The organism is Brenneria alni (assembly GCF_003666245.1).
Lineage (GTDB): Bacteria > Pseudomonadota > Gammaproteobacteria > Enterobacterales > Enterobacteriaceae > Brenneria > Brenneria alni.
Map to the genome: position 1 here is coordinate 37,335 of NZ_MJLZ01000002.1, position 14,334 is coordinate 51,668.

Here is a 14,334-nt window from a genome sequence, read left to right on the forward strand (position 1 = left end):
CGTCGATGAAGCAGGGATTACAGCTTGTCGGCGTTTTCAGACAGGTATTTCGCTACGCCATCCGGGGACGCGCCCATACCTGATTTCCCTTTTTCCCACTGAGCAGGGCACACTTCGCCATGTTCTTCATGGAATTGCAGGGCGTCGACCGTGCGCAGCATTTCATCAATATTACGGCCCAGCGGCAGATCGTTCACCACCTGATGGCGGACAATCCCTGCTTTGTCGATCAGAAAAGATCCGCGTAGCGCAACGCCAGCGTCTGGATGTTCGATACCGTAGGCTTTCTGGATCTCACGTTTAACGTCAGCAACCATGGCATATTTCACTTTACCGATACCGCCTTTCTCGACAGGTGTATTTCGCCATGCGTTGTGAACGAATTCAGAGTCGAAAGAAACACCAACAACTTCAACACCGCGTTTTTGGAATTCGGCATAACGGTGATCGAACGCGATCAGTTCTGACGGGCAAACAAAGGTAAAATCCATCGGCCAGAAGAAGATTACTGCCGGTTTACCGCTGATATGTTTTTTCAGGTTGAAATTTTCAATGATTTCGCCACTGCCAAGAACGGCTGCGGCGGTGAAGTCAGGGGCTTGACGAGTTACCAGGACCATAATTACTCCTGTAAATTATTGTTAGTGATGGATTGATACGAAAAACGGCAATAAGTATATCAGACCATTGACAAAGTTCTTATTAGGGAGAGCGTACTGAGGGGGCGTAGCGGCGTAAGCCGCCGGAGCGCCCCTCGGTACGCTAGGGCCGTGTATCTCAGGCTTACAGGCTACTTTGTCAGCAACCTCAGTATATGGACTTTACCTGCGTGAATACAGACAAACAGACCAATCATTGAGATAGCTTTCAACTATCAAATTGATAGATGGTTTATATCATAATTTTATATTCATCATTCACGGGTTTAAATCCGCCGCATTTTCGCCAGGCGCATCATCTCTGGGTAGAATTGCCAGAAGAGTGTTTCAAATTGAGGGTAGTTTTGCTCAATATCGCTAAATGAGCCAGCAAGCGCCGCCAGTCTGGGGCGGCGAATCGACATTCTGTATAGTACATCGGCAATAAACGGTAATTCCGCATAGCGTTCCAGCCAACGCTCAGGCCATAAATAGCGATTCAGATTCTGAAAGCGATCGGGCGTTTGCGCCAGATGCGGCGTGATTTGCAACTGCACCTGGCTGACAAAAGAAGACAGCGGTATTCGCGGCTCCAATTGTTGCCAGTGGCGGGCCAGAAAGTGATCCCACAATACATCCAGCGTAATCGGCGCGACACGGCGGTAATCAGTGCTGAAACACTGGCGCGCCTGCTTTACTTCCGGCAGGCTGTCGGTCAGTGAATCGACCCGGCGGTGTAAACGAATACCTGCGGCGATATCATCAGGATAATGTTCCTGAGGGTTGCCGCGCACAAAATCCGCCATCAGATTGCCTAATAGCGAACTGTCAGCCAACGTGGCTAAGTGAAGGTGAGCAAGAAAATTCATGGCAGCAGTATAATGCATTCCGTTGGCGGCGTGCTTATTTCTTGCAGCTATGCGCTTGCGGCTCTAGACTAGGCCGCCCTTTTTTAATGTATTAAACAGCTAAGTGAATTGTCATGCGTGTTGCCGATTTTTCGTTTGAACTTCCTGAATCATTAATTGCCCACTATCCACAGGCCAAGCGCAGTGGTTGCCGACTGTTGTCATTGGATGGGCCGACGGGAAATCTGACGCACGGCGTGTTTACCGATTTACTGAACAAGTTGGAGGCAGGCGATCTGCTGGTGTTTAACGATACGCGGGTGATCCCGGCCCGGCTGTTTGGCCGTAAAACCAGCGGCGGCAAGCTGGAAGTGCTGGTTGAACGCGTGCTGGATGAGCACCGTGTGCTGGCACATGTGCGAGCATCAAAAGCGCCGAAACCCGGAACCGGGCTGTTGCTCGGCGATGATGACAGCGTCAGGGCGACGATGGTGGCCCGCCATGATGCGTTGTTCGAACTCCGTTTTGATGATCCCCGCGATGTGTTGTCGATCCTGAATGATATCGGCCATATCCCATTACCGCCCTATATTGACAGGCCGGATGAAGAAGCCGACCGCGAGCTATACCAAACGGTTTACAGCCAGCGTCCGGGTGCGGTGGCGGCGCCAACGGCGGGTTTGCATTTTGATGAACCGATGCTGGCAGCGTTGCGTGAAAAAGGCGTGGAAATGGCGTTTGTTACGCTGCATGTCGGGGCGGGAACATTCCAGCCAGTGCGGGTGGAGACGATAGAAGACCACGTCATGCACGCTGAATATGCCGAAGTACCGCAGGACGTGGTTGACGCGGTACTGGCCTGTAAAGCGCGGGGAAACAGAGTGGTGGCGGTGGGGACTACCTCCGTTCGTTCGCTGGAAAGCGCCGCGCAAGCGAGCCAGGGGGCGCTGATTGCCCCTTTTTTGGGCGACACCCGTATCTTTATTTATCCCGGCTATCACTACCAGATCATTGATGCATTGGTGACTAACTTCCATCTGCCTGAGTCCACGCTGATTATGTTGGTGTCTGCTTTTGCTGGTTACCGGCACACTATGTCGGCCTACCGGCAGGCGGTCGCCGAACAATATCGTTTTTTCAGCTATGGGGACGCCATGTTTATTACGCGCAACCCGCAGGCTGAACAGGAGAAGGCCGGATGATTTTCCGGTTTCTGAATTACTCTACGCGCCGCAGACCAGGCTCTGTCAGGCGTTAATCTGGCATTATCAATATCAACATCAGACTGTTTTTCTGATGCTGGAGGCTAAGTGAAGTACGAACTACAAAAAACCGATGGCCACGCCCGGCGTGGTCGATTGATTTTTGAACGCGGCGTGGTGGAAACCCCTGCGTTTATGCCTGTCGGTACTTACGGTACGGTAAAGGGCATGACGCCGGAAGAGGTGAAAGACACCGGCGCACAGATTTTGCTGGGAAACACCTTTCACCTGTGGCTGCGACCCGGTCAGGAAATCATGAAATTGCACGGTGATTTGCATGATTTCATGCAGTGGCATGGCCCGATTCTGACCGATTCCGGCGGTTTCCAGGTATTCAGCCTGGGGGATATCCGCAAAATCACCGAAGAGGGCGTTCATTTCCGTAACCCTATCAACGGCGATGCCATTTTCCTCAGCCCGGAAAAATCGATGGAAATCCAGTACGATCTGGGATCGGATGTTGTCATGATCTTTGACGAATGCACCCCTTATCCTGCTGACTGGGACTATGCCAAACGTTCGATGGAAATGTCTCTGCGCTGGGCGAAGCGCTGTCGCCAGCGTTTTGACGAACTGAATAACAAGAATGCCCTGTTCGGTATTATTCAAGGCAGTGTTTACGAAGATTTACGTGACGTATCGGTAAAAGGACTGGTAGACATTGGTTTTGATGGGTACGCTGTGGGCGGTTTGGCGGTGGGCGAGCCTAAAGAAGATATGCACCGTATTCTTGAGCATGTCTGTCCGCAGATCCCGGCGGATAAACCGCGCTATCTGATGGGGGTCGGTAAACCAGAAGATTTGGTGGAAGGCGTGCGTCGCGGTATTGATATGTTTGACTGTGTTATGCCGACACGTAATGCACGTAACGGTCATTTGTTTGTGACTGACGGTGTGGTGAAAATCCGCAATGCGAAGCATAAGGATGATGTCAACCCGCTGGATGAACACTGTGATTGCTATACGTGTCGCAATTATAGCCGTGCCTACTTGCATCATCTTGACCGTTGCAACGAAATACTCGGCGCTAGACTCAATACCATCCATAATTTGCGTTATTATCAACGTTTGATGGCGGGTTTACGTCAGGCCATTGAAGAGGGTAAATTAGAGCACTTTGTGGCGGATTTTTACCAACGGATAGGCAAACTGGTTCCGTCGCTTGCTGAAAAAGACATTGCCGACAGCAACTGACAGTCGGCATTAATGTCATTTTTATCGTATTCAATTTTGTCGTTTTGATAACTTATCTTTTTGATTACAAAGAGGAAATATAAATGAGTCTTTTTATCTCCGATGCTGTGGCCGCGACCGGCGCTCCGGCTCAGGGAAGCCCGTACTCTCTGGTTATTATGCTGGCCGTTTTTGGTCTGATTTTCTACTTTATGATCCTGCGTCCACAGCAAAAACGCGCCAAGGAACATAAAAAGTTAATGGATTCCATCAGCAAGGGTGATGAAGTCTTAACTACCGGTGGTCTGGTTGGGCGTGTAACTAAAGTGTCTGAAACTGGCTACATCGCCATTGCATTGAATGACACCAATGAAGTGGTTATCAAACGTGATTTCGTGGCTGCCGTGCTGCCGAAGGGCACGATTAAGGCCCTGTAATTTTTGATTTTCCCGAAGGGAACTGCCGTGTTAAACCGTTATCCTTTGTGGAAGTACCTGATGCTGATCGTGGCTTTGGTCATTGGTCTGCTCTATGCGCTTCCTAACCTGTATGGTGAGGATCCGGCGGTACAAGTTACTGGCGCGCGGGGAACCGCCGCCAGCGAAACGACGCTGATCCAAGTCCAGAATGTATTAAAAGAGCAAAATATCACCAGTAAGTCGATTGCATTGGAAAATGGTGCGATTCTGGCTCGCTTCTCCAACCCGGACATACAGCTCCGTGCCCGTGAAGCCCTACTGAATGAACTGGGCGAAAAATTTGTTGTGGCGCTCAACCTGGCTCCCGCTACCCCTACATGGTTACGTGTCTTGGGGGCGGAACCCATGAAGCTGGGGCTTGATCTGCGCGGCGGCGTTCACTTCCTGATGGAGGTGGATATGGATACCGCATTGGGCAAGCTGCAAGAACAAACCCTGGACTCTCTGCGCAGCGATCTGCGCGAGAAAAACATTCCTTACGCCGCAGTGCGTAAAACTGATAATTACGGTGTTGAAATCCGTTTCCGTGATGGGCAAACCCGTGATGAAGGCGTGAGCTATCTGACGACTCGTCACCGTGATTTGGTCATTAATGCCAGCAGCAGCAATTTGCTGCGTGCGGTAATGAGTGACGGACGCCTGCGTGAAGCGCGTGAATATGCGGTTCAGCAAAACATCAATATCCTGCGTAACCGTGTAAACCAGCTTGGCGTTGCTGAACCTTTGGTTCAGCGTCAGGGAGCTGACCGCATCGTCGTTGAATTGCCTGGTATTCAGGATACTGCCCGCGCCAAAGAAATTCTGGGTGCAACGGCAACGCTGGAGTTTCGTCTGGTAAACAGTGATGCCGACGCGACGGCCGCCGCCAATGGCCGTGTGCCGGGCGACTCTGAAGTGAAAAACACGCGTGACGGTTCGCCGGTCGTACTGTTTAAGCGCGTTATTCTGACCGGCGATCACATCACTGACTCAACATCGAGCACTGATGAATATAACCGTCCGCAGGTGAATATTTCACTGGATAGCGCGGGTGGTAATACCATGTCCAATTTCACTAAAGACAGTATCGGCAAGCTGATGGCGACGCTGTTTGTTGAATATAAAGACAGCGGCAAGAAAGATGCCAATGGTCGTGCGATCCTGGAAAAACAGGAAGAAGTGATCAATGTGGCGACCATTCAGTCACGGTTGGGAAATAGCTTTCGTATTACCGGTATCGATAATCCGAACGAAGCGCGTCAGCTTTCTTTGTTACTGCGCGCGGGTGCGTTGATTGCCCCGATTCAGATTGTGGAAGAGCGCACCATCGGGCCGACGCTGGGGATGCAAAACATCACCCAGGGTCTGGAGGCTTGCTTATGGGGGCTGGTCGCATCAATCGTCTTTATGGTGGTTTACTACCGTAAATTCGGGGTGATTGCGACAACCGCGCTTATCGCCAACCTGGTGATGATCGTGGGGATCATGTCGCTGTTGCCGGGGGCGACGTTAACCATGCCGGGTATTGCCGGTATCGTTTTGACGCTGGCGGTGGCTGTTGATGCCAACGTGCTGATCAATGAGCGTATCAAGGAAGAGCTGAAAAACGGACGCAGTGTTCAGCAGGCGATTCATGAAGGTTATAAGGGCGCATTCTCCAGTATTGTGGATGCCAACCTGACCACCCTTATCACCGCCATTATCCTTTACGCCGTCGGTACTGGTTCGATCAAAGGTTTTGCCATCACTACGGCAATTGGGGTAGCAACCTCAATGTTTACGGCGATCGTCGGTACTCGTGCCATCGTTAACCTGCTTTACGGCGGCAAACGCATTAATAAGCTGTCTATCTGAGGAGTGCGTTGTGGCACAGGATTATACTGTTGAACAACTGAATTACGGGCGCCGGGTCTATGACTTTATGCGTTGGGATAACGTCGCGTTTCTGATTTCAGGAACGCTGCTGGTTATCTCGTTAATTATTATGGGCGCCCGGGGCTTTAACTGGGGGTTGGATTTCACCGGCGGTACGGTGATTGAGATCAATCTTGAAAAGCCAGCCGATCTGGATCTGATTCGTGCTTCTCTGGAGAAGGCCGGTTTTCAGGATCCCCTGATCCAGAACTTTGGCAGCAGCCGCGATGTAATGGTACGCATGTCGCCGAATGTTGGCACATCCGGTCAGGAGCTTGGCAACCGTGTGTTGAGCGTTATCAATCAGGGCACCGAACAACACGCGACGGTAAAGCGTATCGAGTTTGTCGGCCCCAGCGTGGGGAGTGATTTGGCGCAGGCGGGCGGCATGGCCCTGCTGAGTGCGCTGATCTGTATCCTGATTTATGTCGGCTTCCGCTTTGAATGGCGGCTGGCTTTGGGGGCGGTTATTGCGCTGGCGCACGATGTGGTGATCACCCTGGGCGTGTTGTCGCTTTTCAAGATAGAGGTCGACCTGACTATTGTCGCGTCGTTAATGTCGGTCATCGGTTACTCGCTGAACGACAGTATTGTGGTCTCTGACCGTATCCGTGAGAATTTCCGTAAAATTCGCCGTGGTACGCCTTATGAGATCATGAACGTATCTCTGACGCAAACCCTGAGTCGTACCATCATGACGTCGGCAACCACCCTGGTTGTGGTACTAATGCTGTACATCTTCGGCGGTGCGATGCTGGAAGGCTTCTCGTTGGCCATGCTGATCGGCGTATCGATTGGTACTGTGTCTTCTATCTATGTCGCTTCCGCACTGGCGCTGAAGTTGGGGATGAAGCGTGAGCATCTGCTGGTGCAGAAGGTAGAAAAAGAAGGTGCCGACCAACCTTCACTACTGCCATAAGTGAAAGTATTAGAAACCCCACTCAATGGGGTTTTTTTTTCGCCTGCGCATGGGCATCAGCAGTAAAAAAATTAAGGCGCATCACTGCTGGCAACGGGGGGGACTGCCTGTTCTTCCCGTAGTATGTGGTGCAACCGGATGAATCCTAGCTGCTCTGGGGATAACCCACTGAGCCGCAGTTCAATCACGGCTTGATTTTTTGGTAACAGCGAAGGTGAAAAGATAAATGCCTGTGTTTGCACATCACTGGTTAATGGCCTCCCACTGACGGGATCGATTTGTCCCCAATCGAGTTGAGCGCTGAACGCAGGTAACTGAGCAGTATCAATGGTTTGGATGTGCAATAACGCACGGGTGCCGTTGGCTTCGGTTTCGACATTGCTGATCGATACGTTGAGTTGGCCGATACTGCTCTGTAATACTGCGCTATTTTGCGCGGCAGGTAATAAATAAACGCCGGAAGTTGAGTGTGCATTCAGTGCATTTTGCTGCTCCAGCACTGCAGCTTGATTGGTCAATGTTTGTAACTGCTGATTTAACTGACCCAATTGATTCTGTAGCTGTGGCAACGGGCGTTGTTGTGTGCAGCCAGCCAGAAAAACCAATGCCGGTAAAATAGCTAGCATAGGATATCGGGTTATCATTTCTGTTTTCCCCTTCGATGTTTTATTCATTGATCCTTCGGTTTCCTTATGTTGGTAGTGTAGCCGTGATTGTCCATCAGTCATAGGTAACAGGGCTTTTTTCATTGAGTGCCGGGGGATGCGAATCAGTTCGCAACAATGCACAGGAGTTTTGGTTAGTCTGGTAATTCAGGGTAAACTGTCTTTACATTAAGGATTACTGGTCAGGAGACATCATGCACTGCCCATTTTGTTCCGCTGTTGACACTAAAGTCATTGATTCCCGCCTGGTCGGTGAGGGTTCACAGGTTCGTCGTCGTCGGCAGTGCCTGGTGTGTAATGAACGCTTTACCACGTTTGAAGTTGCGGAACTGGTTATGCCAAGAGTGGTAAAAAGTAACGATGTGCGTGAACCTTTTAATGAAGATAAATTGCGCAGCGGTATGCTTAAGGCTCTGGAGAAAAGGCCGGTCAGTTCTGATGATGTCGAGATGGCGATTAATCACATTAAATCTCAACTGCGTGCCACCGGCGAACGTGAAGTGACAGCTAAAATGGTGGGTAATCTGGTGATGGATGCGCTGAAAAAACTGGATAAGGTGGCTTATATCCGGTTCGCATCGGTGTACCGCAGTTTTGAAGATATCCGGGAGTTCGGTGAAGAGATTGCTCGTCTTCAGGATTAAGCATGATGTGGCGGCATAACCGCCGGAAAGAAGAGGCGCAGGGAATGGTTAGTCCACAGGATGAATGGGTACTTCCGCAAGATGAATCGTATATGGCGCGGGCGCTTGAACTGGCGCGTCGTGGACGGTTTACTACCGCGCCTAATCCAAATGTCGGCTGTGTGATCGTAAAGGATGGACGAATTGTCGGGGAAGGATACCATTTGCGAGCCGGTGAACCCCACGCGGAGGTTCACGCTTTGCGCATGGCCGGTGGGCTGGCTCGTGGAGCTACCGCCTATGTCACGCTGGAGCCATGCAGCCATCATGGCAGGACTCCCCCTTGTGCTGATGCACTGATCGCCGCAGGTATCTCACGTGTTGTCGCCGCCATGCAGGATCCTAATCCGCAGGTGGCGGGACGCGGGTTGTCTCGTCTGCAACAAGCGGGGGTTGAAGTCAGCTACGGTTTGATGATGTCGGAAGCGGAGAAAGTCAATCCGGGGTTTCTCAAGCGTATGCGTACCGGTTTCCCTTATGTGCAGCTTAAGATGGCTGCCTCGTTGGATGGGCGCACGGCAATGGCTTCAGGGGAAAGCCAATGGATTACCTCGCCGCAGGCCCGGCAGGATGTGCAGCGCTTTCGGGCGGCAAGTGCCGCCATTCTAAGCAGCAGTGCTACGGTATTGGCGGATGACCCCTCGTTGACGGTTCGCTGGCGGGAACTGGACGCCGATACGCAGCGTAATTATCCCTCTGCGGATGTGCGGCAGCCTGTGCGTGTTATTGTCGATAGTCGGCAACGAGTTACTCCTGAATACCGCATCATTTCGCAGCCGGGACAAACCTGGCTGGCGCGTGTGCAAACAGATGAACAAGCGTGGCCGGAAACTGTCGAGCAATTAAGGCTGCCGCGGCACAATGGCGGCATCGATCTGGTTGCACTAATGATGGTACTGGGCAAACGGCAGATTAATTCCGTCTGGGTGGAAGCAGGCGCCAATTTGGCTGGCGCGTTGTTAACGGCAGGGGTGGTCGATGAGCTTATTGTGTATCTTGCACCGAAGCTTCTGGGGGATAACGCACGTGCGCTCTGTGTTTTACCGGGGCTAAACCAATTGTCACAAGCGCCTGAGTTTGACATAAGTGATGTCCGCCAGATAGGGCCGGATTTGCGGTTGCGGTTGAAACCCCAAAATTAATTGTATGTTCTTTCTCGCGTATTGCCTGTCCGATAGCTCGATTTAAATGCATGGCGCGTACCCGACAAAACCGAATACGTAACCGGAAGAATATGATAGAATCCGCCCCCCTGCGGGGTATAAAGACCAGATAAAGGAAAGCTATGAACGTTATTGAAGGTGTTGTTGCTACTCCTGATGCCCGCGTGGCGATTGCGATTGCTCGTTTTAACCATTTTATTAATGACAGCCTGTTAGACGGTGCGATTGATGCGTTAAAGCGCATCGGTCAGGTTAAAGATGAGAATATTACCGTTGTCTGGGTTCCTGGTGCCTATGAGTTGCCGTTAGCCGTTCGTGCGCTGACCAAAAGCACTCAAAACGGTGGTTATGATGCAGTGGTTGCGCTGGGAACGGTCATCCGTGGTGGAACAGCCCATTTTGAATTTGTTGCTGGTGAATGCAGTTCGGGTTTGTCTCATGTCGCCATGAATAGTGAAGTCCCCGTTGCCTTTGGGGTATTGACCACAGAAAGCATTGAGCAGGCGATTGAACGTGCCGGCACCAAAGCGGGTAATAAAGGCGCAGAAGCTGCCCTGACCGCATTAGAAATGATTAATGTATTGAAAGCTATCAAGTAAGCCTGATTAAGTAAGGGGAATTCCGTGAAACCTGCTGCTCGTCGCCGCGCCCGTGAATGTGCGGTTCAAGCGCTTTATTCCTGGCAGTTGTCTAAAAATGATATTGCCGATATTGAACACCAATTCCTGAGCGAGCAGGATGTCAAAGACGTCGACATCACCTATTTCCGTGAACTGTTGGCCGGTGTTGCCTCTCAGGCTGAGAAGCTGGATAAATTGATGGCGCCTTTCCTGTCTCGCCAACTCGATGAACTGGGGCAGGTTGAAAGAGCCATTCTGCGTTTAGCAATGTTTGAACTCAGTAACCGTGACGATGTGCCTTACAAGGTGGCCATTAATGAGGCCATTGAACTGGCTAAGATATTTGGTGCTGAGGATAGCCATAAATTTGTGAATGGCGTACTCGATAAAGCCGCGCCTTCGGTGCGTAAAGGTAAGAAATAAGTGAGTCAGGGCCGGATATCCGGCCCTGATCTTTTGAATTATCCCCAATAGATTCAAGACGCGGGAAGGCAACACTCTTGCAACTTGAAAGATGAAGGGTATAAACGCTGGCTGGAAAGGTTATGGTTAAAGGTGAGTTTGACCTTATTGCCCGCTATTTCAATCGGGTCAGAAGTTCACGCCGGGATGTTGAATTGGGCATCGGTGACGATTGCGCGTTACTGGTGGTCGCTGAGAAACAATTACTGGCGGTGAGTACCGATACATTGGTGTCTGGCGTTCATTTTCTGCCTGATATCAATCCCTCCGATCTGGGTTACAAGTCACTGGCGGTAAACTTAAGCGATCTGGCGGCAATGGGCGCCGATCCCGCCTGGTTATCCCTGGCCATTACCCTGCCTGAAAGTAACAGTGACTGGTTGTCTGCCTATAGCGATAGCCTGTTTGAGCTACTCGATTATTACGGTATGCAGTTAATCGGGGGCGATACCACCCGTGGTCCACTGAGTCTGACACTGACTATTCATGGTTTAGTCCCCGCTGGTCGCGCATTGACCCGCAGAGGCGCCCGAATCGGCGACTGGATTTATGTCACTGGTTCATTGGGCGACAGTGCCGCCGGGCTGGCAATTTTACAGAACCGATTATCGCTTGATGATAATCATGCCAGTCAGGCATTGGTTCAGCGACATCTGCGTCCGCAGCCCAGAATATTGCAGGGGCAGGCGTTGCGTGATTTGGCCAGTTCGGCGATTGATATTTCTGACGGCCTGATTTCTGATTTACAGCATATTTTGAAAGCCAGTGAATGTGGCGCACGGATCAATCTGGACGCTATTCCTTATTCTCATTGGCTACGCGTTCATGTTGATGAACAGCAGGCACTACGTTGGGCGCTGTCAGGTGGTGAAGATTATGAACTGTGCTTTACCGTACCGGAAATTAATCGTGGCGCACTGGATGTTGCATTAGGTCATCTGGGTGCTGACTATACCTGTATTGGGCAGATCGGGCCGTCATCAGAAGGGCTGTGCTTCTTCCGGGGCGAGAAAGCCATTGAGTTGAACTGGAAAGGATATGACCATTTCAGCAAGTAAGGCTCACGGGTCAAAAATTGCAAAAAGCCGACTGCGTTTAAGCAACACGTGGCACCTGTTGGCAACGGGTTTTGGTAGTGGTTTGTCACCGTGGATGCCGGGTACGGCAGGGTCGTTGGCGGCGATCCCGCTGTGGTATGTGATGTCATTTCTTCCGCTTGAGCTTTATTCGTTGGTGGTCATGTTCAGCATCTGCATCGGCGTTTATCTGTGCCACCAAACGGCTAAAGATATGGGCGTTCACGATCACGGCAGTATCGTCTGGGACGAATTTGTCGGCATGTGGATAACGTTGATGGCGTTGCCTGTGGATGAATGGCAATGGGTTGCCGCCGGTTTTGTGGTGTTTCGCTGCCTGGATATCTGGAAGCCCTGGCCAATCCGCTGGTTTGATCGCAATGTGCATGGCGGTATGGGGATCATGATTGACGACATCGTGGCCGGCGTGATTGCAGCCGGGGTATTGTACGGTGTTGGCCATTTTTTAAACGCCTAACCAATTGCACGGTGCTTTTGGCTCTTGCTATCAGCTCGTTACCGATCGCGGGGATTTTTCTATGCTGGCAGCGTGGCGATCGCTTTCAAAAATAATACGAATCACTCCATGCCCATTGCACTGCGCGCTGGCGATCGACGGTGGCCTGCGCGATGTCGTCCATCGCTGATGCAGGGTGATCGGGGCTTGAGTAGAGTGTACTGGGATCGCGGGCGACGATTTTCTCATCGCGCATATTGTCGAGTGCTCTGAAAATATAGAGATCTTCGAGCAATTCATCGCCGATGGCAGGGGAATTAATCGACGGGAGGTAACGTTCGACTTCATCGGTTGTGATGTGTCTGATGTTGTTTAACGCTTGAGCCTCTGGGACAGGTGCCTCGTTACACGATCTCGAAAGATACGAGGAAAATTTAGGGGTTCGATTGACTGCCTGGGCTAACGTGCTGGCGGACGGGTATCTGACCCAGGGATCGACCACGACGGTGTTGCTTTCTCCCCAGCTTTGATCGCGCGGATCGCCAATCAGCACATAAGCGTGATCCCAATGCGTATCATTCACCCTCATTACCGGTGCATTGATGCGTGTCTGTGCCAGAAGTGCGTAGGTTAAGTCAGCCATCTCCGAACAGTTGCCCGCCTGACAACGAGCGAAGTGCAGGGCGTCGCTAATCAGGTTGTTAAGCGGGACATTCCGAGCCATTTTAGTCCTGGCCCAGCTTTCGCCTCCGGTATACACGACTTCCGCAGTCTGATTGCCTGCACCGTAAGGCAGCATCATTTTCACTTTGCGCAACGTTTCCTGCGCCAGCCCCAGATGCGCCATGGTGGAAGAATTGACGCTGATATGTCTTCCTTCATAGTTGCCGATGCCTAAAGTACGGGCGCTGACGGCCTCATGTAATTTGACGACGGGCTCCTGAGCCAGGTTCGCCAGCGGGTTGACAACGCGTCCGCCTGGAAAGTATCTGTCATGTAACGGGTTTACCATAGGGGGTTCCTTGCTGGTCGATTCTGTTTTTAAGAAAATTTCATCCTTATCTTTTTAATAAACGCTCAGACATTATCGCTAATAAGGGGAATTATCCCAGACCTGTTGCGCTGCCCGTTGTCGGGACACCGTTGCCTGCGCGATGTCGTCCATTGATCTGGCGTTAAAGGGGCTACTTGAATTTGAATAACGCGTACTGGGGTCTTTGGCGACGAGTTTCTCATCAAATATTCGGGAACCGTCTTCATCTTGAAAAAGTGATTCCAAATATTCATCACCCAGAGGATAGGTGCCTAGATTGTCGAGAAAACGACTCACTTCATAACTGGTAACGTGTTTTATCTGATTGAGAGATTGTACCTCCTCCGCATTGCAAGCACATTGATAAAGCGCCGACAGATCCGGGGTGCGATTTCGTGATTCTTGCAATGTCGTAGCGGAAGGGTATCTGACCCAGGGATCGACCACGACAGTATTTTTCTCCCCCCAGACCTGATCGCGCGGATCACCGATCAAAACATAGATGTGGCACCAGTTCTTATCCTGTACCAGTGATACCGGGGCATTAATTGGTTGCTGCGCCAGCAGCGTATAGCTGAGGAGTGCGTATTCCTGACAATTGCCAGCCTGGTGGCGGGCGCTCTCCCTTGCTGATTGGGCCGGATGGGAGAACGGCGTTTCTCTTATCATATTGGTACGGGCCATACTCTCGCCGCCGGTATAGATAACGTCTGCCGCCTGATTGCCCGCCCCGTAAGGCAGCATCATTTTCACCTTGCGCAGGGTGTCCTGCGTGAGTTGCAGGTGTTCCATCGTGGAGGTGCTGACAATAACGCGTTTGCTTTCATAAGTGCCGATTCCTAAAGTCTGTGCGCTGACTGCGTCATGTAATTTAACCACATGCTCCCGGCTGAAATTTTCCAACGGGTTTACCGTAACGCCGCCGGGAAAGTATCTGTCGTGTATCGGATTCATGATGATTTT

The 14,334-nt window shown here is 51.3% G+C and carries 16 protein-coding genes; 11 read left to right on the forward strand and 5 right to left on the reverse strand.

The window, feature by feature from the left end:
- Positions 1 to 17: 17 nt before the first annotated feature.
- On the reverse strand, positions 18 to 620 hold the full coding sequence (locus BIY29_RS01255; protein WP_121573042.1) for a peroxiredoxin C: 603 nt from the start codon (positions 618 to 620) through the stop codon (positions 18 to 20).
- Between the two features lie 305 nt (positions 621 to 925).
- Positions 926 to 1,507 carry an acyl carrier protein phosphodiesterase gene (locus BIY29_RS01260; protein ID WP_121573317.1) on the reverse strand — a complete coding sequence of 194 codons (582 nt, stop codon included), beginning with the start codon at positions 1,505 to 1,507 and terminating at the stop codon, positions 926 to 928.
- Between the two features lie 113 nt (positions 1,508 to 1,620).
- On the opposite strand from BIY29_RS01260, the gene queA reads away from it, so the two are divergent.
- From queA to secF, 5 genes are all read left to right on the forward strand, one after another.
- Positions 1,621 to 2,688, forward strand: a complete 1,068-nt coding sequence (gene queA / locus BIY29_RS01265; RefSeq protein ID WP_121573043.1) for a tRNA preQ1(34) S-adenosylmethionine ribosyltransferase-isomerase QueA — start codon at positions 1,621 to 1,623, stop codon at positions 2,686 to 2,688.
- 108 nt (positions 2,689 to 2,796) lie between these two features.
- Positions 2,797 to 3,942, forward strand: a complete 1,146-nt coding sequence (gene tgt, locus BIY29_RS01270) for a tRNA guanosine(34) transglycosylase Tgt (protein ID WP_121573045.1) — start codon at positions 2,797 to 2,799, stop codon at positions 3,940 to 3,942.
- An 83-nt stretch (positions 3,943 to 4,025) separates the two neighbouring features.
- On the forward strand, positions 4,026 to 4,358 hold the full coding sequence (gene yajC, locus BIY29_RS01275; protein ID WP_048635837.1) for a preprotein translocase subunit YajC: 333 nt from the start codon (positions 4,026 to 4,028) through the stop codon (positions 4,356 to 4,358).
- A gap of 27 nt (positions 4,359 to 4,385) precedes the next feature.
- Positions 4,386 to 6,233 carry a protein translocase subunit SecD gene (gene secD, locus BIY29_RS01280; protein ID WP_121573047.1) on the forward strand — a complete coding sequence of 616 codons (1,848 nt, stop codon included), beginning with the start codon at positions 4,386 to 4,388 and terminating at the stop codon, positions 6,231 to 6,233.
- Between the two features lie 10 nt (positions 6,234 to 6,243).
- Positions 6,244 to 7,212, forward strand: coding sequence for a protein translocase subunit SecF (secF, locus tag BIY29_RS01285; RefSeq protein ID WP_121573049.1), 969 nt, complete (start codon positions 6,244 to 6,246; stop codon positions 7,210 to 7,212).
- Between the two features lie 71 nt (positions 7,213 to 7,283).
- On the opposite strand, the gene BIY29_RS01290 is transcribed toward secF, so the two are convergent.
- Entirely contained in the window at positions 7,284 to 7,856 is a 573-nt protein-coding gene (locus BIY29_RS01290) for a SadB/YajI family lipoprotein (RefSeq protein WP_121573319.1), read from the reverse strand.
- A gap of 215 nt (positions 7,857 to 8,071) precedes the next feature.
- On the opposite strand from BIY29_RS01290, the gene nrdR reads away from it, so the two are divergent.
- The 6 genes from nrdR (at position 8,072) to pgpA (ending at position 12,359) form a co-directional block, all read left to right on the forward strand.
- Complete coding sequence (nrdR, locus tag BIY29_RS01295; RefSeq protein ID WP_121573051.1) at positions 8,072 to 8,521, forward strand: transcriptional regulator NrdR; 450 nt, start codon at positions 8,072 to 8,074, stop codon at positions 8,519 to 8,521.
- A 44-nt stretch (positions 8,522 to 8,565) separates the two neighbouring features.
- Entirely contained in the window at positions 8,566 to 9,702 is a 1,137-nt protein-coding gene (gene ribD / locus BIY29_RS01300; RefSeq protein WP_121573320.1) for a bifunctional diaminohydroxyphosphoribosylaminopyrimidine deaminase/5-amino-6-(5-phosphoribosylamino)uracil reductase RibD, read from the forward strand.
- A gap of 143 nt (positions 9,703 to 9,845) precedes the next feature.
- Positions 9,846 to 10,322 (forward strand): 6,7-dimethyl-8-ribityllumazine synthase, encoded by a 477-nt coding sequence (ribH, locus tag BIY29_RS01305; RefSeq protein ID WP_121573053.1) that lies wholly within the window; start codon positions 9,846 to 9,848, stop codon positions 10,320 to 10,322.
- A 24-nt stretch (positions 10,323 to 10,346) separates the two neighbouring features.
- Positions 10,347 to 10,766 (forward strand): transcription antitermination factor NusB, encoded by a 420-nt coding sequence (nusB, locus tag BIY29_RS01310; RefSeq protein WP_121573055.1) that lies wholly within the window; start codon positions 10,347 to 10,349, stop codon positions 10,764 to 10,766.
- A gap of 122 nt (positions 10,767 to 10,888) precedes the next feature.
- Positions 10,889 to 11,863, forward strand: coding sequence for a thiamine-phosphate kinase (gene thiL, locus BIY29_RS01315; RefSeq protein WP_121573057.1), 975 nt, complete (start codon positions 10,889 to 10,891; stop codon positions 11,861 to 11,863).
- Positions 11,844 to 12,359, forward strand: coding sequence for a phosphatidylglycerophosphatase A (gene pgpA / locus BIY29_RS01320; RefSeq protein WP_121573059.1), 516 nt, complete (start codon positions 11,844 to 11,846; stop codon positions 12,357 to 12,359). The genes thiL and pgpA overlap by 20 nt, the downstream gene beginning before the upstream one ends.
- 85 nt (positions 12,360 to 12,444) lie before the next feature.
- Here the strand turns inward: pgpA and BIY29_RS01325 are convergent, their stop codons facing one another.
- Positions 12,445 to 13,350 carry a type III effector gene (locus BIY29_RS01325; protein WP_121573061.1) on the reverse strand — a complete coding sequence of 302 codons (906 nt, stop codon included), beginning with the start codon at positions 13,348 to 13,350 and terminating at the stop codon, positions 12,445 to 12,447.
- 78 nt (positions 13,351 to 13,428) lie between these two features.
- Positions 13,429 to 14,325, reverse strand: a complete 897-nt coding sequence (locus BIY29_RS01330) for a type III effector (RefSeq protein WP_121573063.1) — start codon at positions 14,323 to 14,325, stop codon at positions 13,429 to 13,431.
- Positions 14,326 to 14,334: the final 9 nt, after the last annotated feature.